Annotated in this window: 19 protein-coding genes; 8 read left to right on the forward strand and 11 right to left on the reverse strand. The window is 63.1% G+C overall.

What is annotated here, in order from left to right; translation table 11 throughout:
- Positions 1–664 precede the first annotated feature (664 nt).
- Positions 665–2239, forward strand: coding sequence for an SDR family NAD(P)-dependent oxidoreductase (locus ABB26_RS08255; protein ID WP_057633203.1), 1575 nt, complete (start codon positions 665–667; stop codon positions 2237–2239).
- A gap of 349 nt (positions 2240–2588) precedes the next feature.
- On the opposite strand, the gene ABB26_RS08260 is transcribed toward ABB26_RS08255, so the two are convergent.
- Together ABB26_RS08260 and ABB26_RS08265 are read right to left on the reverse strand one after the other, a co-directional pair.
- Entirely contained in the window at positions 2589–3995 is a 1407-nt protein-coding gene (locus tag ABB26_RS08260; RefSeq protein ID WP_057633204.1) for a carbohydrate porin, read from the reverse strand.
- Positions 3996–4196: 201 nt separating this feature from the next.
- Positions 4197–5294, reverse strand: a complete 1098-nt coding sequence (locus tag ABB26_RS08265; RefSeq protein ID WP_057633205.1) for an oxygenase MpaB family protein — start codon at positions 5292–5294, stop codon at positions 4197–4199.
- Positions 5295–5516: 222 nt separating this feature from the next.
- Here ABB26_RS08265 and ABB26_RS08270 point away from each other — a divergent pair, with 222 nt between their 5' ends.
- Positions 5517–6200: a TetR/AcrR family transcriptional regulator C-terminal domain-containing protein gene (locus tag ABB26_RS08270; RefSeq protein ID WP_057633206.1), complete on the forward strand. Its 684-nt coding sequence runs from the start codon at positions 5517–5519 to the stop codon at positions 6198–6200.
- 23 nt (positions 6201–6223) lie between these two features.
- Here ABB26_RS08270 and ABB26_RS08275 read toward each other — a convergent pair whose 3' ends face one another.
- The 7 genes from ABB26_RS08275 to ABB26_RS08305 all read right to left on the reverse strand — a co-directional run bounded on the left by ABB26_RS08275 (position 6224) and on the right by ABB26_RS08305 (position 14319).
- Positions 6224–6967, reverse strand: a complete 744-nt coding sequence (locus ABB26_RS08275) for a copper homeostasis protein CutC (protein ID WP_057633207.1) — start codon at positions 6965–6967, stop codon at positions 6224–6226.
- Positions 6967–7971, reverse strand: coding sequence for a glycosylasparaginase (locus ABB26_RS08280; RefSeq protein WP_057633208.1), 1005 nt, complete (start codon positions 7969–7971; stop codon positions 6967–6969). Before ABB26_RS08280 ends, ABB26_RS08275 begins: the two co-directional genes overlap by 1 nt.
- Positions 7972–7974: 3 nt before the next feature.
- Positions 7975–9027, reverse strand: coding sequence for a glucokinase (locus ABB26_RS08285; RefSeq protein WP_057633243.1), 1053 nt, complete (start codon positions 9025–9027; stop codon positions 7975–7977).
- Between the two features lie 103 nt (positions 9028–9130).
- Positions 9131–9517 carry a fluoride efflux transporter CrcB gene (gene crcB / locus ABB26_RS08290; protein WP_057633209.1) on the reverse strand — a complete coding sequence of 129 codons (387 nt, stop codon included), beginning with the start codon at positions 9515–9517 and terminating at the stop codon, positions 9131–9133.
- A gap of 36 nt (positions 9518–9553) precedes the next feature.
- On the reverse strand, positions 9554–10858 hold the full coding sequence (locus ABB26_RS08295) for a replication-associated recombination protein A (RefSeq protein WP_083490737.1): 1305 nt from the start codon (positions 10856–10858) through the stop codon (positions 9554–9556).
- A gap of 366 nt (positions 10859–11224) precedes the next feature.
- Positions 11225–11863: an outer membrane lipoprotein periplasmic chaperone LolA gene (gene lolA / locus ABB26_RS08300; protein WP_057633211.1), complete on the reverse strand. Its 639-nt coding sequence runs from the start codon at positions 11861–11863 to the stop codon at positions 11225–11227.
- A gap of 95 nt (positions 11864–11958) precedes the next feature.
- Positions 11959–14319 carry a DNA translocase FtsK gene (locus ABB26_RS08305; RefSeq protein ID WP_057633212.1) on the reverse strand — a complete coding sequence of 787 codons (2361 nt, stop codon included), beginning with the start codon at positions 14317–14319 and terminating at the stop codon, positions 11959–11961.
- 289 nt (positions 14320–14608) lie between these two features.
- Here ABB26_RS08305 and trxB point away from each other — a divergent pair, with 289 nt between their 5' ends.
- The 5 genes from trxB (at position 14609) to infA (ending at position 18685) form a co-directional block, all read left to right on the forward strand.
- Positions 14609–15586 carry a thioredoxin-disulfide reductase gene (gene trxB / locus ABB26_RS08310; protein ID WP_057633213.1) on the forward strand — a complete coding sequence of 326 codons (978 nt, stop codon included), beginning with the start codon at positions 14609–14611 and terminating at the stop codon, positions 15584–15586.
- Positions 15587–15610: 24 nt separating this feature from the next.
- The gene (locus ABB26_RS08315; protein WP_057633214.1) at positions 15611–16504 is read left to right on the forward strand and encodes a metallophosphoesterase; all 894 of its coding nucleotides are present in this window, start codon (positions 15611–15613) and stop codon (positions 16502–16504) included.
- Positions 16501–17634, forward strand: coding sequence for a GNAT family N-acetyltransferase (locus ABB26_RS08320; protein WP_057633215.1), 1134 nt, complete (start codon positions 16501–16503; stop codon positions 17632–17634). Before ABB26_RS08315 ends, ABB26_RS08320 begins: the two co-directional genes overlap by 4 nt.
- Positions 17631–18380 (forward strand): leucyl/phenylalanyl-tRNA--protein transferase, encoded by a 750-nt coding sequence (gene aat, locus ABB26_RS08325; protein ID WP_057633216.1) that lies wholly within the window; start codon positions 17631–17633, stop codon positions 18378–18380. Before ABB26_RS08320 ends, aat begins: the two co-directional genes overlap by 4 nt.
- An 86-nt stretch (positions 18381–18466) precedes the next feature.
- Positions 18467–18685 (forward strand): translation initiation factor IF-1, encoded by a 219-nt coding sequence (gene infA / locus ABB26_RS08330; RefSeq protein WP_005409596.1) that lies wholly within the window; start codon positions 18467–18469, stop codon positions 18683–18685.
- A gap of 294 nt (positions 18686–18979) precedes the next feature.
- Here the strand turns inward: infA and clpA are convergent, their stop codons facing one another.
- Positions 18980–21262, reverse strand: coding sequence for an ATP-dependent Clp protease ATP-binding subunit ClpA (gene clpA / locus ABB26_RS08335; protein ID WP_057633217.1), 2283 nt, complete (start codon positions 21260–21262; stop codon positions 18980–18982).
- A gap of 318 nt (positions 21263–21580) precedes the next feature.
- Positions 21581–21901: an ATP-dependent Clp protease adapter ClpS gene (gene clpS, locus ABB26_RS08340; protein ID WP_057633218.1), complete on the reverse strand. Its 321-nt coding sequence runs from the start codon at positions 21899–21901 to the stop codon at positions 21581–21583.
- A gap of 108 nt (positions 21902–22009) precedes the next feature.
- On the opposite strand from clpS, the gene ABB26_RS08345 reads away from it, so the two are divergent.
- Complete coding sequence (locus ABB26_RS08345; protein WP_057633219.1) at positions 22010–22486, forward strand: hypothetical protein; 477 nt, start codon at positions 22010–22012, stop codon at positions 22484–22486.

The raw sequence follows: 22486 nt of genomic DNA on the forward strand, positions 1-22486 counted from the left end.
CGGCGACACTGGTCCAATGGCGGCCTGTCCCCGATAGAGTTTGAACGGCAGTACGCACTAAACGGCTGAAGAGTGTCTACAAAAGCCTGGGCGATTCAGTTGGAGCGCAGCTTATGTATCAAATTTAGTTGGAGGAATGGTCAGTGGAAAGTGTTACTTTTGGACTCAATTTTCACGCAAATAATTGATTTATAAGGACATAGGAAGAAGCACTTTTAGTTGGGTCGGCTATGACCAAAGGCAATCAGGAAAGACAGGAAGTCGGTCAGCTCTTGGGCTGGCGTTGTAGTCCCATGGGGATTGTATGGAACGGGAACGCCGAGAGCCCACGTCCTCGGCGAAGCAGATCTGTGCGCACAGGACAACGATGCATGGGCGGTAGACGCTTCGAATGTATCGAATGCGGTTGGCGGGACGTCCCCAATCCGCCTGTTAATTTAGTGACGAATCACTAAATCATGACGTGTCGGCCCGTTGCTTGGCAGCACAGCTCGCCGCTGCCCGCACTCGGCCCAAATCAGTCCTGCATTGGCGCCAATACCCTGATATCGGGGACAATTGCCGGCGACCTGGCATACCCGGTCCGCTACAGCATGGACCCGCATTGAGCGGTCATCGCTCTGCTGTCCATCCACGGCTCGCCGCCGCTCTTTCCGGATCTGAATTGAACACCATCGCCGCACCCCTTTCCGCCGCCCTGCCCTTGACCGACCGCCTGCGCGAAGCACTGGACTTGCTGGAAGCAATCGAAGCCGATCGCAGCATGCTCGATACGCTGCCCGAAGCCGACCGCGTGCGCCTGCACCAGGTGGTGGCCAAGGTCTACCACCCTGAGCCGAAAGCGCGCCGGCAGATGCTCAAGCAGCAGGCACGTGAGCGCCACCAGGAGAAGGTGCGCAAGGCCGAGGCGCTGCTTGAACAAACCGGCATCCGTGCGTTGCGACGCAAGCCCGTGTTCAGTACGCCGAACTATTTCCCACCGCACGCGGCGGGTTTGCATGACGCACACAACGGCGAAGGTGCCGCCGCGCTGGCAGAGCCGGTGCACTCGCCAGAGCTGCGTCACTGCTATGTGTGCAAGCAGAAGTTCACCCAGCTGCACCATTTCTACGACCAGATGTGCCCGGTCTGCGCTGATCTGAACTACATCAAGCGCACCGAAACCGCAGATCTGCGCGGACGAGTAGCGTTGCTTACCGGCGGCCGGGTCAAAATCGGTTACCAGGCCGGTCTGAAGCTGCTGCGCGCCGGTGCCGAGTTGATCGTGACCACGCGTTTTCCGCGTGACTCGGCCGCGCGTTATGCCGAAGAACGCGACTTTGCGGTCTGGGGCCACCGCCTGCAGGTGTATGGGCTGGATCTGCGCCATACGCCCAGCGTGGAGGCATTCTGCAGCGAGTTGTTGGCCACGCGCACGCGGTTGGATTTCATCATCAACAACGCGTGCCAGACCGTGCGCCGCCCGCCGCAGTTCTATGCGCACATGATGGCCGGTGAAACGGCAGCAGTGCATGCGTTGCCGGAGACGATCCGCAAATTGATCGGCAACTATGAAGGCCTGCGCAGTGCTGATCTGCTGCCCGTGGCATCGACCGCTGCGTTGTCGGCACCTCAAGGCTCCAGTGCAGATGGCCTGACCCGCGCCGCCGAACTGTCGCAGGTGCCGCTGCTGGCAGATGAACTGTTGGGTCAGCATCATCTGTTCCCGGAAGGTCGCCTGGATCAGGATCTGCAGCAGGTGGATCTGCGCGACAGCAATTCCTGGCGTCTGCGCATGGCTGAAGTGCCTTCGGTAGAGCTGTTGGAAACGCAGTTGGTCAATGCCATCGCACCCTTCATCATCAATGCGCGGTTGAAGCCGCTGATGCTTGCCACCCCCGAACGCGACAAGCACATCGTCAACGTGTCGGCGATGGAGGGTCAGTTCTATCGCAACTTCAAGACCACCCGGCACCCGCACACCAACATGGCCAAGGCCGCGTTGAACATGATGACCCGTACCTCGGCCGCCGATTACCAGAACGACGGCATCCATATGAACAGTGTCGATACTGGCTGGGTGACCGACGAAGACCCCGCAGGCCTCGCCGCACGCAAGGTGCAGGAAGAACGCTTCCACCCGCCGCTGGACATCATTGATGGTGCCGCACGCATCGTCGACCCGATCATCCACGGCTTCAACAGCGGCGAGCATGTCTGGGGCCAGTTCCTGAAGGACTATGCGCCCACCGATTGGTGAAGCAGCAGACGCCTTTGACGCCGACAGCACAGTTCCGCCTGATCGGGACTGTGCTGCCAAGGCATCAACCGCCCAGTCAAATTTAGTGACGAATCACTAAATATTTTGCATACACCCCGGCAAGGCTGATCGTGTCCTGCAGTTGGCAGTTGCATGAGCACGCGCAGCCACCTGCGTTTCCGGAAGTCCTACCGCTGGCATCAACCCCTCCCCCGCCCCGCCCTTGAATATCGGATAGGCGAATGGTCTTCGCAGGAGCAGAAAGCCTACTCACAGGGCGTCTCTCCTGCTTGCTGGGAAGACGCGCCATGCCGGGAAAAGCGGTCTGCGCTCCTGCTTCGCAAGCCACTCAGAAAAATAGATTCAACCCCACCATCAGGTTCAACGCATCGTCCATGCGTGGACTGAATGTGGGATTGGAAACACGACTCAAACCGGTACTCAGATACATGCCGGCTTGCAGGCGCGTCATGTAGGACACGGTCATGGCCGAGGTGCTGCTCTCGCTCGGCAGTCCGCGTGTTGCATACAGTTCCGCGGCGTCACTGCTGAATCTGGTATGGCTGTAAGTCATCGACAGCATGTCTACCGGGCGATTGCGAAACGTGCCGATCCTGTAGGCGCGTGCTTCGTAATAGCGGGAGTAGAGATTCCTGTCCGGCGGTGCGTAATGCACGCTTGCGCCCGCGTACCAGCCCTGGAACGGCAGCGTGCGGTTGGGCGGCAAAGTCAGCTGTACATCGCCTGCGGCGTACAAGGCATGATTGGCGTCACTGCGCGCAGGCGCATCAAAGCGTTTGTAGTCCGAGTAGTTCTGGATGAACCCCACGCGAAACCACACAGATTGTCGGTTGGACGTGGCATCACGCTTGATGCCCGCCTCATTGATGAGCAGCAGATTGCTGCGCGGTGTACGGAAACGGAATCCACCCGAATGCGCGTCCACCTCGACCTGTGCGCCGTCCGGGCTGGTACTGCGCTGCAGTCCCAGTTTGTTGTAGAAGCCGTTTTTGCCGTTGTATTGCAGGTTGAGCCCCGGTGCGCCCATCGGCAGACGCGCCAGCCCCAGTTGGAACGGAATCACCGCGTTTGGCCCCTGCGCCCCGCCAGCCAACGAGCCGCCGGTATAGACACCGATGTACTCCAGCGCGTTGCTCAGATAGCCCAGCTTGAGTTCCCATCGGCGGTTGTTGAAGGTGCGGTAATAGGCCAGCCGACTGAGCGCGGCTTTGGTCCGCGGTCCCAGCGGCTCCCAGCTGGCCGCCATCGAAGTGACGCCGAGGATCAACTGACTCTGGTCATTTCCGTGTTGGCCAAGGTCATACGTGACGAGCAACTGCTGCATGCTGGTGCCGGTCAAATCCTGCCCGTTGTAGCGCTGCGGCGACGCCGGCACCGGCGAGGAAAGATCGTAGGCGGCGTTGTTGAGGCTGATCAGCATCACGCCGATGCCATGCTCGGCAAGCGCCGAGCGCAAGCCTCCGGCATCGTGCAGCAGCGTGTCTTTGGTGGAAGGTACTTTGACCAAGGTGCCCTGTTCGCGCAGCCGATCAAACGTGGCGTAGACGTTCGGCACGCTGCTTGCTGTGGACGGTGTGGACTGTGCTGTTGTAACACTATCCGGCGCGCTTTCATTGCTGAGATCATTGTTGGCAGCGCAGGCAAAGCCAACCGGCAACGATGCGCAGGTGGCAAACAGGCACTGCAGGCATTGCCTGATGCCAGGGTTTGGCCAGTAGATGTTCGACGTACTCATCTTCAGTCTCTCCAACGGAAGATATTTCAAGGGCCGGACAAGCGAGACCCGCATCCTCGACTGCCGCCTTTCAGGCAGATGGCAAAGCCTGCAGGCGAGGTATCGCGCACAGTGAGGAGCCCAATCAGGCTTCCGGAATTACATTCCTTGCGGACCGACGCGCTTCATTGCGGCCGCAGGATCCATCGCCGAAGCAGGGCGTCAATTCACCAACGAGGACTGGCGCGCCTGTCTTGCTGACTGCTGCTTCTGCCGTGCTGCTTGGATCAAATTGACCGCATCCGGGCCCCACATCATCCGCATGAAATAGCGTTCCACCGGCGGCTGCTGTGCCAACCAGATCATCGGCAGCAATACGTAACGTGCTGCAAGAATCGCCCGCTCCTGCCATGGGCCAATACCCATTGAGCGGCGGGTTTTGCCCGACACCGCAGCCAACACCGGCAGACGGAATACCCTGCGTTGCAGAAACAGCTGGATCTTCACCCGGTACTGCGAACGATGGTGATTCTTGCGGATGGAATCCGCCACTACCTGCGGAAAGCTCTCACCGGTCTCAGGGATGATATGGATGGAGTGCGGCATGCCGAACAGCCGCGCGTCGCGTTCGTACAACGCCTGCAACTCGGCCATGTTGCGGGGCAATGTTTCCTCGCGGGCCGGAAACAACTTGCAGTACTCGGCCACCTCACCCACGAAGCGGTCACGCTTGTCAGGCGGCAGCCGATGCGGCAGCCGGCCATTGCGAAATGCCAGGCCTTCGTACAACCACAGCATCGAGTGCAGCTCGGTCAACGCAGCCCACATCGACTCCCGCGGTGAGTTGGCCTCATATCCCCCCAATGCAGGCTCGCCCCCGTCGATGAGGTCGGCTTTCACCTTGTCGTGAATCCGCGCCAGATGCAGGGCCACGCGCTTGGCGGTTTCGGTATCGCCCAACCACATCGGTGCGTGGATGCCGGAGTTGCGTTGGTGGCGGTCGAACACATCGAAAAGGGTCAGCTGCCCCGCCCTGCCCTTGCGGGACATCGGGTCCCAGTCACGCAGGCCAGCGTAGATGGGCTTGTAGGTGAACTGCAGTACCGCCTGCGCGGCAGTCTGGAACACGATGGTGGCTGGGTGCAGCAGCACATCCCAGGCCACCGAGCCCGGTCCGAACACCCCGTCATCCACTGCGTCATCGGCGGCTGCCGGGGTGGGCTCGCCATGGCGTCGCCACCGGCTTTCAGTGCCCAGCAACCGCTCCCGGGTCACTACCTTGTTGGGCTGGGTCGTAACGCCGCTTGCCTTGGTGCTCATCGGCTCGTCCTCTGGAAGTTATATTCCCGCGCGGGAATAATGTTTTGGCGGACGCTATTCCAGAAGGTCGAGGACGTCAAGTGCGGCCGCAGCATCTCCCCGCATGCCGTGATCAACGGGGCTGGGCCGGCCACTGACTTCTGCCAGGCGGCACCCACGCGATACAGTGGGCGCGGCCCTGCGCCGCAATCACATCACCTCCCGCTGCCTTCTCAGTGATTCATGCCCAGAATCCGCAAGCCGACCACCACCACTGCGCAACGCAAGCCGGGCAAACGTGCGGGTCTTGACCTGCAGCAGATCGTCGATGCGGCACGCCTGATCGAGGTCGATGCGTTGTCCATGCAGTCGCTGGCCGACAGCCTCAGCGTGGATCGCAAGGCGCTCAACTATCACGTCAAGGACAAGCCGACACTGTTGGGCCTGATGGCGATGGATGCGTTCTCCGCACGTTTTTCCGGTACCGACATCGCTGCGGCGGACAGCTGGGAAGACGCCTGCAGGATCTACGGCATGGGCTTTTTCGAGGGCGTGCGCAGCGTGGGCGGACTGGCCGAATACCTGTGGTTCGGTGGCTCCGTCGCGGCCTGGGCATTGGAACCCAGCGAAGCATTGTTCCAACGGCTGAAAGACGCGGGCTTTGCGGACGAAGCAGCCGTGCGACTGGTGGCGATGTTGATCTCCATGTCACTGAGCCATGCGCGCGATGCCGCACAGGCGGTGGCCGAAGGCGACCGCCCTCGTACCCGCGCGCTCAAGGCCGCATTACGCGATGCACAACCTGTCGCGTATACGAATCTGAGCAGGATCGCCGAACTGGGCGTGGATACCTACGGCACTACGCAGATGGAAGTGGTGTTGGACATGCTTATCGCCGGCGCCCGCACACGCCTCGAAAAGACGTAGCTCCTGCGCGTTCGCGCTGCCCCTCAGGGCAGCTGCACGCCGATTTCCAGCGCCTGCCGCAATGCGGCGACACGCTCGGCATCTGTCTGTGTCCAATCATTCTGCAGGCCGATCAGCGCCGGGTTCTGGAAACGCATCGACGAACTGCGCACTGCCTTGGCGGAAGCGTGCAGCTGCCGACATCCACTGTGCTTGGCGACCCGCGCGATGTTCTGTGCGTTCAAACCGGCCCCGGCCATGATTTGAATCCGAGCGCCGGCCTGCCTCACCAACTGGGCCAGCATCGCACTGCCCTCCGACGCACTGGCCGCGCCACCCGAACTGAGGATGCGCTGGCAGCCCAGGCTCACCACATCCTCCAGCGCAGCGGGCAGATCCCGTGCCGCATCGAATGCCCGGTGGAAAGTAATGCCCAACGGGCCCGCGGCAGCGACCAATTCTCGGCACAGCGGCAGGTCGATATCGCCAGCCGAATTCAACGCACCAATCACCACGCCATCGCAGCCGAGCCGGCGGCAGGTCTCGATGTCGCGCAGCATGATGTCGCGCTCAAGCGTGTCGTAAACGAAATCGCCGGGGCGTGGGCGGATCAACACGAACAGCGGAATGCTCAAACGGTCACGCGCCACAGCCAATGTGCCGTAAGACGGCGTTGTGCCTCCCTGCTCCAGGTTCTCGAACAACTCCACGCGGTCCGCCCCGCCCTGCTGCGCCGCCAACGCGGACGCTGCGGAATTGCAGGCGATTTCCAGCAGGTAGGTCATCATCACGTCTGCGTGCTCGAATACACCGAAGACGAATCAAGTAGCGCGTCCTGTCGCTTTGCATCGCACACGGCGTAGACGAAACCGCGATGCAGGGCGTATGCACCAACCTCGCCATGGCGGTTCAACGCCAGGAAACACACCTGCAGGGTGCGGCTGGCTTCCGGGCGCTTGCGCACGACGCGGCCAATGGCCTCGCGGCATGCGTCAGCCGGGGACAAGCCTTGTCGCATCAGTTCGACGACCAGGAATGATGCCGCGTTGCGGATCATCTCCTCGCCCACGCCCGATGCGGTGGCCGCGCCGACTTCGTTGTCCACATACAGGCCCGCACCGATGATCGGGCTGTCACCGACGCGACCGTGCAGTTTCCAGGCCATGCCGCTGGTGGTGCAGGCGCCGGCCATCTGGCCATTGGCATCGATGGCGAGCATGCCCAGTGTGTCGTGATTGTCCTTGTCACCGGGGCGGCCCCGGCGCTCGGCGTTGATCTGCGGTGCGTAGTGCTCGGTCTTCAACCATTCGCGCCATGCCTTCTCGGCCTCCGGCGTCAGCAACTGCTGGCGCTCGAAACCCTGTTGCACGGCGAACTGCTGGGCGCCCTCGCCTACCAGCATCACGTGGGGTGTCTGTTCCATTACCCGGCGCGCAACCGATACCGGATGCAGGATGTCACTCAATGCCGCCACCGAGCCACAGCGGCCGTCGCCGGCCATGATGCTGGCGTCGAGTGACAGCACCCCATCACGGTCCGGGTTGCCGCAGCGGCCGACGGTGTGATTGCACAGCTCGCTTTCCGCCCAACGCGCACCAGCTTCCACTGCGTCCAACGCATTGCCACCGGCAGCCAGCACTTTCCATGCGGCTTGATTTGCACCCACGCCGAAATCCCAGGTGGAGACCACGCGCGCACCGGATGCACTCGTTGGCGAGGCCAGCAAGCCCGGCGCGGCGCCGGCGGCGCCCAGCAACATCGAGGTCTGCAGGAACTGTCTGCGAGTACTCATGGGTCACGCTCCTGTTGCGTTGTTGGACAGGCCAGCACCCAGCCGATCTGCATGCCAGGCCAGCGCACCGAGCACGCCCAGCTCGCCGTGATCCACACGCCATACCGGCACCTGTCGCAGGGCCGGCGACAATGCGCCCTTGCTCCAGAACCGGCGCTGGAACGTGCCGTCATGCAGTTCGGCGGCCAGATGGCCGGCAACGCCACCGGTGAGGTATACCGCGCGGACGCCGAAGGTCAGTGCAAGGTCGCCGGCAAGGCTGCCCATCCAACCGCAGAACGCCTGGATGCTCTCCCGTGCAAGCAGGTCACCGCCACGGCTGGCAGCAACCAGCTCGGCCGGGTCACGCCAGCGCACGGCGGCGCCACGCAGTTCGCACAGGCAGGCATACAGCGCCATCAGGCCCGGGCCGGACAACACGCGTTCGTTGTCGATATGCTCGTACCGCTGCGACAGCAGCTGCACCACGTCGCGCTCCAGCGCGGTATTTGCAGCAAGTGCGGCGTGGCCGGCTTCGCTGGGCAGCACCGACGGGTTGTTGCCTGCGCCCAGGCGCAATGCGACACCCAGGCCAGTACCAGGCCCGAGCACCAGGGCCGGCCCGGTGCTCTCATCGTCATGACCGCAGATGCGGTGCAGCGTATTGCGATCCACATGCGGCATCGCCTGCGCGACCGCCACGAAATCGTTGATCAGTTCCAACCGCTCCAATCCGGCATCACGCTGGGTGGCGGCCAGTGACACCGGCCATGCCAGATTGGTATTCAGCAACGTGTCGCCATCCAACAGCCCGGCAATGGCCACCACCGCGTGCCGCACCGGTGGCAGCACGGTCTGCTGCTGCAGCGATTGCATGTAGTCGCGCAGAATCGCAGCCAGGCTGGGATGCTCGGCGCAGGCGTATTTGCGGAAATCACGTATCTCGATGGGCTTTCCGGGAACCAGCTCGGCCCAGCCCAGGCGGGCATAGGTACCGCCGACATCGGCACCAATCAGGGCGACAGGCGCAACGGCGCCAGCGGTTTCCACCACGTCAGACGTACTGCTCAAGGCCACAGGCCTGCCCTTCCTTTTGCTTGCAGCTGCGGCATGTTTTTGACGCTCCTGGTCGAGGGTGCGCGCATCATGCGGCATCGTCCCGGTGTTTGGAATGCTGCTTTCAGATCAATGGCCGCACCGCCCGCCAGGTCCACCAACCCAGCGCCGTCATCGACAGTGAACCGCCCAGGTGCAGCCCGATGGTGGTCAAGGCCCAGCCGAAGTGCTGCCGCTGCAGCATGTCCACGACTTCTGCGGAAAAGGTCGAAAACGTGGTCAGACCGCCCAGCAACCCGGTCACCACGAACAACCGCCACTCCGGCGCCAGATCCGGGCGTGATGCCAGCCACGCCAAGGCCAGCCCGATCGCATATCCGCCCAACAGGTTGGCCGCCAACGTGCCCAATGGCACCGAACCGGTCATCGGGTTCAACCACAGGCTCAGGCCAAATCGCAGCCATGCCCCGAGGGCCGCACCGACACCGATGGCCAGGAAGGAAAGCCACATGCCGTCATTCTCCCGATGTGCGTTGGGGGCAGCGCATCAGGCCCCAGGCTTGCGTTGGGCACGCGCCTGCTCGCGCGCGACGCGCAGGCGGTCGAGCTTGTCCTTGAGCTTGATCTCCAACCCGCGTTCCACCGGGTGGTAGTAGACCCGCTCACCCATCTCATCCGGGAACGCGGTCTGGTCCAGTGCGATGCCGCCTTCGACGTCGTGATCGTATTGATAGCCCTGGCTGTACCCCAGCGTTTTCATCAAACGGGTGGGTGCGTTGCGCAGGTGCATCGGTACCGGCTGCGTACCGAGCTCGGCCACATCCTTGCGGGCCGCCTTCAATGCCATGTAACTGGCGTTGGATTTGGCGGTGCTGGCCAGGTAGACCACCAGGTTGGACAGCGCGATATCGCCTTCGGGCGCACCGATGCGGTCATAGGCGTTCCACACGTTGATCGCCATTTCCAACGCACGCGGATCGGCCAGGCCGACGTCCTCCACCGCCATGATGGTCAACCGGCGCAGCAGGTAGGACGGATCGCAACCGCCATCCAGCATGCGCGCCAGCCAATAGATCGCGCCGTCGGGATTGGAGCTGCGCACGGATTTGTGCAGCGCCGAGATCTGGTCGTAGAACTGTTCACCGTTCTTGTCGAAACGACGGGTACGGTCAGCCAGCACCTGCAGCAGGGTTTCCGGGGTGATTTCCCCGCCCTCGCCCGTGGCCAGTTCCGCGGCGATTTCCAGCAGCGTCAGTGCTCGGCGCACGTCACCATCGGCGGCACGGGCGATTTCCAGCAGCGACTCCGCTGAAACGGTGATGTTCTGTCCGCCAACGCCGCGCTCGTCATCAGCCAGCGCACGTTGCAGCGCGTCGACGACATCTTCCGGTGATACCGACTCCAGCACATGCACGCGACAACGCGACAGCAACGCCGAGTTCAGTTCAAAGGAGGGATTTTCGGTGGTCGCGCCGACAAAGATGATCGTGCCGCGCTCGATATGAGGCAGGAAAGCATCCTGCTGGGCCTTGTTGAAACGGTGCACTTCGTCCACGAACAACACCGTACGTCGGCCATCGGCAAAACGCTGTGCGGCAGCGGCCAGTACCTGGCGCACTTCGGGCAGGCCGGAGAGTACGGCGGAAATGGCCTTGAACTCGGCGTCAGCATACTGCGCCAACAGCAACGCGAGCGTGGTCTTGCCGCAGCCCGGGGGCCCCCACAGGATCATCGAATGCACATGGCCGGATTCAACCGCACGCCGCAACGCGGTATTGGCGGCAAGCAGGCGCTTCTGGCCGACCATCTCGTCCAGCGTGCGAGGGCGCATGCGCTCGGCGAGCGGGCGCATGCTTTCCCTGTCGACACTCAGCAGGTCGGAAGGGGCGTCGTCTATGAAGATGTTTCGGGATCTGGCCACGCCGCCATTCTAACGCGGCCACTTCATTGCTCCGCGCGGTATCACCGGCGGAGATTGAATGAGTAATAGGACTCCGGCCCGTGCAGGATCGGATTCGCGCCGAAGGCACCGCTCCGGCGCAGGCTCAGGGAAACCGCTGGCAAAGACCGGTTCGTGGTCCGCCCCTGATCTGGCGTCAGAGCGCGGCCGGTGCGTGGAATGGAACGTCGAAGTCCGGTGGGGGCGAGCATGCTGCATGCCCTCCCCCATGCGGCAGAGAGAGGGCTTGGCCAGCACTTCTGCCCTGCGGCGCCTGGCTCAGCGTTCGCCGATGACGTCCACGTCCTTGCCCGGCACGAAGCGGAAGGTGCCTGCGGCGAAGCCGGGGTTCTTCTTCCAGCCGCTGAAATCAATGACGGTGCGCTGGCCCACGGCGTCCACCACTTCCATGCGGCTCAGGCCACCTGCGGCAAAACCCAGGGCAGCGAACTGGAAGCTGGCCTCGGTCTCGCGCTTGGGGGTGAGCGAAAGCCACTGCATGCCGTCGCGCGGCGCGGCCTCTTCGCTGAGATCGTACTGGCGCTCCAACAGGGCCGGATTGATCAGCGCGGTAAGCGGGCTGTTCTGCTCTTCGGCGCCCTGCTCGCGCACCGTGGCCTGCTCCAGGTCCGGCTCGTACACCCACACCTTGGCACCGTCAGCGACGATCAGCTGCGGGTGCGGGCGGGTGTATTCCCAGCGGAACAGGCGCGGCGCCGACAGTGCGACGCGGCCGCCGGAGGTTTCCTTCAACTTGCCGCGTGCGTCGAACACCTGCTGCGAGAACTGGCCGTCCAGGCCGCGCAGGCCGGTGGTGAAGGTCTTCAGGTCGTCACGGGCACCGGCATGGGCGTTTGCAGCAACGCCGGTACAGGCCAAGGCAACAGCAATAAACGAATGGCGCAGGAAAGCATTCATGGCGGGTCGTGATCTGGGATGGATGGAGTGAGGCAGAGTCTGCCTCTTTCAATCTGAATGGGCGGCAATTCAAAGGTGAATGCCCGCCCGGAGGTTTATTTCGGCGGAGGTGGTGCCAGTACCGATCGGTCGCCGTTGTGCTCCGGCGGGCTGACCACGCCGGCCGCCTCCATCGCCTCGATCAGGCGCGCGGCACGGTTGTAACCGATCTTCAAGCGCCGCTGCACACCGGAGATGGATGCGCGACGGGTCTCAGTGACGATGCGCAGCGCCTCGTCATACAACGGGTCGGATTCATCACCGCCACCGTTGCTGGCCTCCGGCAGGCCGGTGGCGCCAACCACGATGCCATCGCCCATGGTCTGCACTTCGTCCAGCACGCCCATGATGTAGTCGGCAGGGCCGCTGGCCTTGAGGTGCTCGACCACGCGGTGCACCTCCTCATCGGAGACGAACGCACCATGGACACGGTCCGGCAGCGCGGTGCCCGGTGGCAGGTACAGCATGTCGCCGTTGCCCAGCAGCGCTTCAGCGCCGGACTGGTCAAGGATGGTGCGCGAGTCGATCTTGGAACTCACCTGGAAGGCGATGCGGGTCGGAATGTTGGCCTTGATCAGGCCGGTGATGACGTCCACCGACGGGCGCTGCGTTGCCAGGATCAAATGGATGCCCGCCGCACGCGCCTTCTGCGCCAAACGCGCGATCAGCTCTTCGACCTTCTTGCCGACGATCATCATCATGTCGGCGAATTCGTCGATGAAGATGACGATGAACGGCAGCGGCTCCAGCGGACGCGGTGCTTCGCCCATTTCCGGGTTCGGCTTGAACAGCGGGTCCATCAGCGGCTGGCCGGCGTCGATGGCGTCCTTGATCTTCTTGTTGAAGCCGGCCAGGTTGCGCACGCCCACCGCACTCATCAGCTTGTAGCGGCGTTCCATTTCGGCCACGCACCAGCGAAGGCCGTTGGCGGCCTCCTTCATGTCGGTAACCACCGGCGCCAGCAGATGCGGGATGCCCTGGTAGACGCTCAGTTCGAGCATCTTCGGGTCGATCATCAGCATGCGCAGGTCTTTCGGACTGGCCTTGTACAGCAGGCTAAGCACCATCGCATTGACCGCCACCGACTTGCCTGAGCCGGTGGTACCGGCAACCAGCAGATGCGGCATGCGCGCCAGGTCGGCCACGGTCGGGCGGCCGGCGATGTCCTTGCCCAGCGCCAGGGTCAGCACGCTGGCCGACTTGTCGTATTCCTTCGAGCGCAGCAGCTCGGACAGGTAGATCATCTCGCGGGTGACGTTGGGGATTTCCAGGCCGACCACCGACTTGCCTGGAATCACATCCACCACACGCACGGATTTGACCGACAGGCCACGCGCGATGTCCTTGTCCAGCGAGCTGATCTGGCTGACCTTGATGCCCGGTGCCGGTTCGATCTCGAAACGGGTGATCACCGGACCTGGATAGGCGCCGACCACGACCGCATCGATACGGAAATCCTTGAGCTTGAATTCGATCTGCCGCGACAAGGTTTCCAGCGTCTGCTCGTCATAGCCCTTGGGCTGCGGCTTGGGGTCGTCCAGCAAAGCCAGCGGCGGGATATCCGAGCCGTCGCCATTGACGCCCTGGAACATCGGAATCTGCGTCTCGCGCTTGGCGCGGTCGCTCTTTTCGATCACCGGTGCAGGCCGCGGCTCGATCTTCACCGGCTCGCGCTTGGCGCGCACCTCGGCATCGACCTTGCGCACTTCCTCACGCTCTTCGCGCATGACGCGGGTCTGCTGCCATTCGCTGGCCTGTTCGGTCTTCTTGGCCAGCAGCGGCCCCAGCGCCAACACCCACTTGCCGATCTTCTCCATCACCAGGAACCAGGACAGCCCGGTTGCCAGGGTGATCGAGGTCAGCAGCAGCACCAGCAGGAACAGGTTGCTGCCGACCGGTCCAAAACCGCTCTGCAGCGACTTGCCGACCAGCACACCCAGGCCACCACCGGCACGGGCGACGTCGCCTGGCGGCAGGCGCAGATACAGAAAGCCGGTGGCACCGATCAGGAAACCGACGATGCCCACCAGCCGCAGCGCCGGGCCCAGGTCATCCTGGCCGCGCTCTTCGCGATTGAGGCCGAACATCGCAATCCACGCCACCGCCGCCAGCACCAGTGGGATCAGGTAAGCCACGTAGCCGAACAACTGGCGCATGACATCGGCGATCCAAGCCCCTACCCGGCCGCCCACGTTGTGCACAGGCGCGACCACCGAGCCGGCCTGCGACCAGCCCGGGTCCGTGGGTGAATAGGTGAAAAGGCTTGCCAGCAGATACAGCAGCGCCGGGGCGATGGCGATCAACGCCAGATCGCGCCACAGCTTATGCCGGCGCGGATTGTCCATCGCGGCCGCCTGCTTGCGGGCGCTGGCGCCCACGCTGGAGTTCTTGCCACGTTCCGGGACCTGTTTCGCCACCTTTGACCAGACCTTAGAAATGCACGGTTAGTGATTGATATTAAACGACGGAACGCGGTGTTTCATCCGCTCGGCAGACACTGTTGTACTGCGCAGATACAGGAAACGCCAAAAAACCGCCGGTTGGCGGTGGTGACATGCAAGCAAGGGAAGGTTTGCCATCCAACGGGCCGCGCAGTTCCATTCACGTGCCTTGATTCACTGTGACTCGACCGCCACTCTATGGGCTTGCCCGGACGGTTGCGCAATGCGGCGATCGTGCCTTCACCCCCGACTTTCGCGAGTATACATGAGCACTTCCAGCGCCCCGACCCTGCCCACCCGCCATCAGAAGCTGATCATTCTGGGCTCCGGCCCTGCCGGCTGGACCGCCGCCGTCTATGCCGCACGCGCCAATCTCAAGCCGCTGGTCATCACCGGCCTGCAGCAGGGTGGCCAGCTGATGACCACCACCGAAGTGGACAACTGGCCGGGCGACGCGCACGGACTGATGGGCCCGGACCTGATGGCGCGGATGCAGGCCCATGCCGAGCGCTTCGATACCGAAGTGGTGTTTGACCACATCCACACCGCCGACGTGTCCAAGCGCCCGTTCACCCTGATCGGTGACAACGCCCAGTACACCGCCGACGCGGTGATCATCGCCACCGGCGCCACCGCCAAGTACCTGGGCATTCCGTCCGAGGAAGCCTTCAAGGGCCGTGGTGTTTCGGCCTGCGCCACCTGCGACGGCTTCTTCTACAAGGACCAGGACGTGGTCGTGGTTGGCGGCGGCAACACCGCGGTGGAAGAAGCGCTGTACCTGTCCAACATCGCCCGCAAGGTCTACCTGGTGCACCGCCGCGACACCCTGAAGGCGGAGAAGATCATGCAGGACAAGCTGTTCGCCAAGGTGGCCGCCGGCAAGATCGAGACCGTCTGGCACCACCAGGTCGACGAAGTGCTGGGCAATGAGATGGGCGTGACCGGTGTGCGCGTGAAGTCCACCCAGGACGGCAGCACCCGCGACATCGAGGCGCACGGCTTCTTCGTGGCCATCGGCCACCAGCCCAACACCGACCTGTTCAAGGGCCAGCTGGCGATGAACAACGGCTACCTGGAAATCCGCTCCGGCCTTGGCGGCAACGCCACCCAGACTTCGGTGGAAGGCGTGTACGCCGCCGGTGACGTCGCCGACCAGCACTACCGCCAGGCGATCACTTCGGCTGGTTTCGGCTGCATGGCCGCGCTGGATGCCGAGCGCTTCCTGGACACGCACAGCGCCTGACCACCTGACCTCGCAACAGCCGGCATGGACAAGGTACTGATCAAGCAGCTGCTGTTTCACGGCAGCTGGCTGGTCTTTCCCGCCATTGCATGGCTGTTGTGGCACTGGCGCGGCGGCCAGCATCGATGGCTGCTCGCGCTGTTGCTGATTGCCTGCACGCTGTTTGCGTGGGCACGTTTCATCGAGCCGCAGATCATCCAGGTCAACCAAACGGTCTTGCGCGACACCGGGACCAGTGCCCGGATAGCGTTAATCAGCGACATCCATCTAGGCGTATACAAGAACCGCCAGTTTCTTGAACGCTTGGTTGATCGCATCAACACCTTGCCGGTGGATGCGGTGGTTATCGCAGGAGACCTGACTTACGAGCCCGAAGGCAGTGACCTGCAGGATCTGTTCGCGCCGCTCGCTCGCCTGCAGGCTCCTGCATATGCAGTACTTGGCAACCATGACCAGCAGAAGCCCGGGCCGGATGTTGACCAAGCGCTTCGTCACGCCTTGCACGCGCTCGGCGTGAAGGTCATCGAAGGCCAGATCATCACTGACGCGCAAGGCCGGCAATGGGCCGGTCTTGGCGATCGCTGGGCAGGCAAGGACGACCCCGGATTCCTGCGTGCAGCCGGTGCCCTCAAGGGGCCCGCCATTGTGATCGCCCACAACCCCGACAGCGCCATGCAACTGCGTCCGTCCGAGGCAGCCATCGTGCTGGCCGGCCACACTCACGGCGGACAGATCCGCATCCCATGGCTGTACCGGAAAGTGATTCCGACCCAATACGACTTCGACCGCGGTGAGCAGTTCGCACGCACGCCGGATGGGCCGGTGCGCGTATTCACTACCCGCGGTGTCGGTGAAATCGGGTTGCCGTTACGGCTGCTCAATCCGCCAACCATCGACGTGTTGCAGTTGCAGCCATGAGCACACGGGTTCAAGCGCTTTCGTCACTGACGCAGGTAATCGCCGCTGATTGGGATGCTCTACACGACGGCAGCAATCCCTTCGTTGGCCACGCGTTCCTCAGTGGACTGGAGCAACACGGTTGCCTGCGCCCGGAATGGGGCTGGCAGCCGCAGCATCTGACCTTGTGGCGCGACGACGAACTGATCGCAGCGGCACCGGGCTATCTGAAACACAACTCGCACGGCGAATTCGTGTTCGACCATGCCTGGGCCAACGCGTATGCGCGCAATGGGCTGGACTACTTCCCCAAGTGGCTCGGTGGCGTGCCGTACTCGCCGGTTACCGGGCCGCGCCTGCTCGCTCGGGATGATGCGGATCGGCACAGTCTGCTCGCAGCCATCGTTGCGCACGTGCAGGCGGAACATCTCTCGTCCGCGCACATCAACTTCCATCTGCCGGGAGAGGCCTCCTGCTTCGGCGATGACTGGCTGCAGCGAAGCGACGTGCAGTTTCAATGGCAGCGGCAAGCGCAATGGCGGAGCTTCGACGATTTCCTCGCGTCGATGGACCACAAACACCGCAAGAACATCCGCCAGGAACGCGCCAAGGTCAGTCGCGCCGGCATCCGTTTCGTCGTGCGCCACGGCGATGAGGCCAGCCCGGACGAGCTGCGCGCCATGCATGGCTTCTATCTGCAGACCTTCGCCGAATACGGCAATTCACCTGCCTTGACGCTGCCATTCCTGCGCCATCTGGCGACGCAGCTGCCGCGCCAGCTCGTCCTGTTCCTCGCGCTGCAGGATGACGAGCCGATTGCCGGGGCGCTGTGCCTGCGCGGCACCGACACGCTTTACGGCCGCTACTGGGGCGGCGCCACCCTGCCCGGCCTGCACTTTGAAACCTGCTACTACCAGGGCATCGAATACTGCCTTCGCGAAGGGCTGGACCGCTTCGAGCCTGGCGCACAGGGCGAGCACAAGCTTGCACGCGGCTTCCTGTCAACCGAGGTGCACAGCCATCACTGGATCGCGCACCCCGAGTTCCGTAGCGCGTTACGTGATTGGTGCGCCCGCGAGCGCGCCGAGGTCAGCGCCTATCACGCAACCCTGCAACGCCACTCCCCCTTCAAATCGCAGGACACGCCATGAGCAACAAAGGCCCGTTCCTGCTGGACGACGCCAGCGACGCCCCGTTCCCGCCGGCTGAACTCGCGTTGCGCGATCCGGACGGGCTGCTCGCCGTCGGTGGCGACCTCAGCCCGGTGCGTCTGCTCAATGCCTATGCCGGTGGCATCTTTCCGTGGTTCTCGGAAGGCCAACCGCTGCTGTGGTGGTCACCGGATCCACGCATGGTGTTTCGCACCGGCGGCGTGCATCTGTCTTCGCGATTTCGCCGTGAACTGCGCAATTCGTCATGGCGGATACGTGCGGACACCGCGTTCGCCGAGGTGATGCAGGTCTGCGCGCAGGCGCCGCGGCCCGGCCAGGACGGCACATGGATCACCGCCGACATGCACCACGCCTACGTGGAGCTGCATCGGCTGGGCTATGCGCACTCTGTGGAAGTGTTCGACGATGAACAACTGGTCGGCGGCATCTACGGCGTGGCCATCGGCCGGATGTTTTTCGGGGAGAGCATGTTCAGCGGCCGCAGCGGCGGCTCCAAAGTGGCACTGGCAGCGCTGGCGCGGACCCTGGACGGCTGGGGATGGCCACTGATCGACGCACAGGTCGAAAACCCGCATCTGATGCGGATGGGCGCCGAGCACCTGCCCCGAGCCGATTTCCTCCGCCAAGCCCGCGAGCTGGTGCGGCAACCGGCTGAGGTGGGCTCGTGGACTGGCCGGTTTGGCGAGCTTTCCGCCGCATTCCTTGCTGAACCCGTAACCGCTTAACGCAAACTTTGCATGATTGCGCGTCTCAGCGTAAAATCCCCGCCCTTAGGCCCAGAAGGGCCGTCCGCAGAACCGCACAGGACTACATGTCGAAAGACGACTCCATCGAGTTCGAAGGCACCGTCAGCGAGACGCTGCCGAACACCACATTCCGTGTTCGTCTGGAAAATGGGCATGAAATCATCGCCCACATCTCTGGCCGCATGCGTAAGAACTACATCCGCATCTTGACCGGCGACCGCGTCAAGGTCGAGATGACGCCATACGACCTGACCAAGGGCCGTATCACCTACCGCATGAAGTAATGCGGTAAACAAGGCGTTCGCCAGAAAAGCCGGCCCTCGTGGCTGGCTTTTTTGCGTGCCTGCGATATGCCCCGGATCTTCATGGAAGCGGCCTCGGCCACGAAACCGGAGGCAATGCGACGCCAGGCCGATCCGACCTGTTGGTGTGCCTGGTACGGAAGATGCGGGACCGGCGGGCTGCCGGATGCACCAGGACTGATGCACTTCCCTGCTTCGCGGCCACGGCCGCTCCTGCGAAGAAAAATGCCCGCATCGTTGGATGCGGGCATCAGGTTCAACCCAGGTAGCGCTGGATTAGTCGACCGTGGCCGGCAACAGGTGCTCCGGCTCGGCCTGGGTATCGACCACCAGCTCGCCTTCGCGCACGTCGATGCTGACCTTGCCGCCGCCCACCAGTTTGCCGAACAACAACTCGTCGGCCAGCGGGCGCTTGATCTTGTCCTGGATCACGCGACTCATCGGGCGGGCGCCCATTTCCGGATCGAAGCCGTGCTGAGCCAGCCACTCACGCGCCGCCGGCGTAGCCGACAGCGAGACGTGCTTGTCCTGCAGCAGCATCTCCAGCTCGATCAGGAACTTGTCCACCACGCGCAGGATGTGCTCGAAGCCCAGCGGCTGGAACTGCACCACCGCATCCAGGCGGTTGCGGAATTCCGGCGTGAAGCTCTTGCGGATGATCTCCATCGCATCGGTGGCATGGTTCTGCTTGGTGAAACCAATCGAGCGGCGCGCGGCCTGGGTGGCACCCGCATTGGTGGTCATCACCAGGATCACGTTCTTGAAGTTGGCTTCGCGGCCGTTGGTGTCGGTGAGGATGCCGCGATCCATGACCTGCAACAGGATGTTGAAGATGTCCGGATGTGCCTTCTCCACTTCGTCCAGCAGCAGCACGCAGTGCGGCGTCTTGACGATCTTCTCGGTCAACAGGCCGCCCTGGTCGAAGCCGACATAGCCCGGAGGCGCACCAATCAAGCGGCTGACCGAATGCGGCTCCATGTACTCGCTCATGTCGAAGCGCACCAGCTCGATGCCCAGCTGCAGCGCGAGCTGACGGGTGACCTCGGTCTTGCCCACGCCGGTCGGGCCTGCGAACAGGAAGTTGCCGATCGGTTTTTCCGGGTTGCCCAGCCCCGAGCGCGACAGCTTGATGGCCGACGCCAGGCTGTCGATGGCCGGATCCTGTCCGAAGATCACCATCTTCAGGTTGCGCTCCAGGTGACGCAGCACGTCCTTGTCGGTCGCGGTGACCTGCTTGGCGGGGATCCGCGCCATCTTGGCCACGATGGTTTCGATTTCCTCGATGTCGATGTGCGCCTTGCGCTGCCCCTCGGGCAACAACTGCTGGCGCGCGCCGGCCTCATCGATCACGTCGATGGCCTTGTCCGGCAGCAGCCGGTCGCCGATGTGCTTGACCGACAGATCCACCGCCGCCTGCAGCGCATCGTCACCGTAGGTAACGCTATGGTGCGCCTCGTACTTCGGCCGCAGGCCCTTGAGGATCTCGTAGGTCTCGCTGATGGTCGGCTCGACGATGTCGATCTTCTGGAAACGGCGTGCCAGCGCACGGTCCTTCTCGAAGATGCCGCGGTACTCCTGGAACGTGGTCGAGCCGATGCAGCGCAGCTCGCCCGACGCCAGCGCCGGCTTGATCAGGTTGGAGGCATCCATGGTGCCGCCCGACGCCGAACCGGCACCGATGATGGTGTGGATCTCGTCGATGAACAGCACTGCATTGGGAATCTTCTTCAGCGCGCCGATCACGCTCTTCAGGCGCTTTTCGAAGTCGCCGCGGTACTTGGTGCCGGCCACCAGGGCGCCCAGGTCCAGCGAGTAGATCACCGCATCGGCCAGCACCGCCGGCACTTCGCCATCGACGATGCGCTTGGCCAGACCCTCGGCGATGGCGGTCTTGCCCACGCCGGCCTCGCCCACATAGAGCGGGTTGTTCTTGCGGCGGCGGCACAGGACCTGGATGGTGCGTTCGATCTCATCGCGGCGGCCGACCAGCGGATCGATCCGCCCGGCCAAGGCCTGCTCGTTGAGGTTGCTGGCGAACTCGGTCAGCGAATCGCCCTTGCCCTCGCTGTCGGCACCTTCCACGCGGCTTTCGCCATCCAGTGACCCCGACGAGTCAGCCTCTTCGCCACTCTTGGCCACGCCATGAGACAGGTAATTGACCACGTCCAGGCGGGTCACGTCCTGCTGGTTGAGGTAGTAGACCGCGTGCGATTCCTTCTCGCCGAAGATCGCCACCAGCACGTTGGCGCCGGTGACCTCCTTCTTGCCGGAGGACTGCACGTGGTAAACGGCGCGCTGCAGCACCCGCTGGAAGCCCAGGGTGGGCTGGGTATCGCGACCATCGTCTTCGGCCAGGATCGATACCGACGCGTTGATCGCCTTCTCCAGCTCGGCGCGCAGGCGCTCGAGGTCGGCGCCAGAAGCCTTCAGTACGGCTTGCGCGGATGCGTTTTCAAGCAGGGCCAACAACAAATGTTCAACCGTCATGTACTCGTGACGGGCTTCCCGGGCGCGCTTGTAGCACTGACCAATGGTCTGCTCGAGGTCTTTACTGAACATAAGGCACTCCGGTTGCGGTTGAAGACAATATGCGGCCTTGCTTCAGGTTTTCCAGCACCCTAGCGACGCGGATGTACACGCCGCGTCAGAAAAAAACGGCAATCTGGCGGGTTGTGAATCCTGCATTCAGCTTTCCGGGCACGAAAAGCCCGCCATTGCGTGGTCATGGCAGGACATTGCGCGTCCGGACGGGATGCTGTTTCCCAGCCACCAGAGGGTGTCGCGGGATGTTCTGGCAGATGCAGGAAGCTGTCATCCGCGCGGTGCCGGGCAACGTTTGCGCGGCCAGCAGACGCCGCCGGCCTGCACGGGGTGGGGTCAGGCCCGCTCCATCGTGCACAGCAGCGGGTGTTGGTTCATCCGCGAGAATTCGTTGACCAGGGCGACCTTGGTTTCAGCCACTTCGCGGCTGTAAATGCCGCAGATGCCGCGCCCGCGGGTGTGGACGTGCAGCATCACCTGGGTGGCCTGGTCCATGTCCATCGAGAAGAAGTTCTGCAGCACCGTCACGACGAAGTCCATCGGCGTGTAGTCGTCGTTGAGCAGCATCACCTGATACTGCGGCGGCGGCGCGAGCTCGGGCTTGCTGGGGGCGACCAGCAGGCCATGGTCATTTTCATGTTGGGGCGTTGAAGGCATCCGCCGATTATAGCGTTTCCTCCCGCCCTGCCCTCCTGCCAATGGACGCAGCCCCCCTCGCCCCCGCACAATTTACAGATCAAACAACCAACCAACGATGGGGATCGCATGAAGAAGTATCTGGCAAGTATCGCAATGGCCACCGTGATGGCCGGCGCGGCAGGGAGCGCACTTGCCGCCGAGCCGGACGCAGCTACCGGCCGCCTGCTCGATACGCTGGAGTACAAGTACGAGGTCGACGAAGACGGCGACTATCGTCTGGTATTTGAACTGGAAGGCGACCGCACCCAGATGGTGTTCGTGCGTTCCAGCGTGGAAACCTATGGCAGCCATCGCGTCCGTGAAATCTGGTCGCCCGGCTACAAGTCCACCACTCCGCAGTTCCCGGCTGCCGTGGCCAACCGCCTGCTGGAAGATTCGAACGAATCCAAGATGGGCAGCTGGGTGAAGCAGGAAGACCTGGCCATGTTCGTGGTCAAGATCGATGCCAACGCCAATGCAGAGCAGCTCTCCGATGCCATCGATGCCGCTTCCCGTAGCGCCGATGCCATTGAGCTGGAACTGACCAAGAAGGACGATTACTGA

It is taken from the genome of Stenotrophomonas humi, from assembly GCF_001431415.1.
In the GTDB taxonomy this organism is placed as follows: Bacteria; Pseudomonadota; Gammaproteobacteria; order Xanthomonadales; family Xanthomonadaceae; genus Stenotrophomonas; species Stenotrophomonas humi.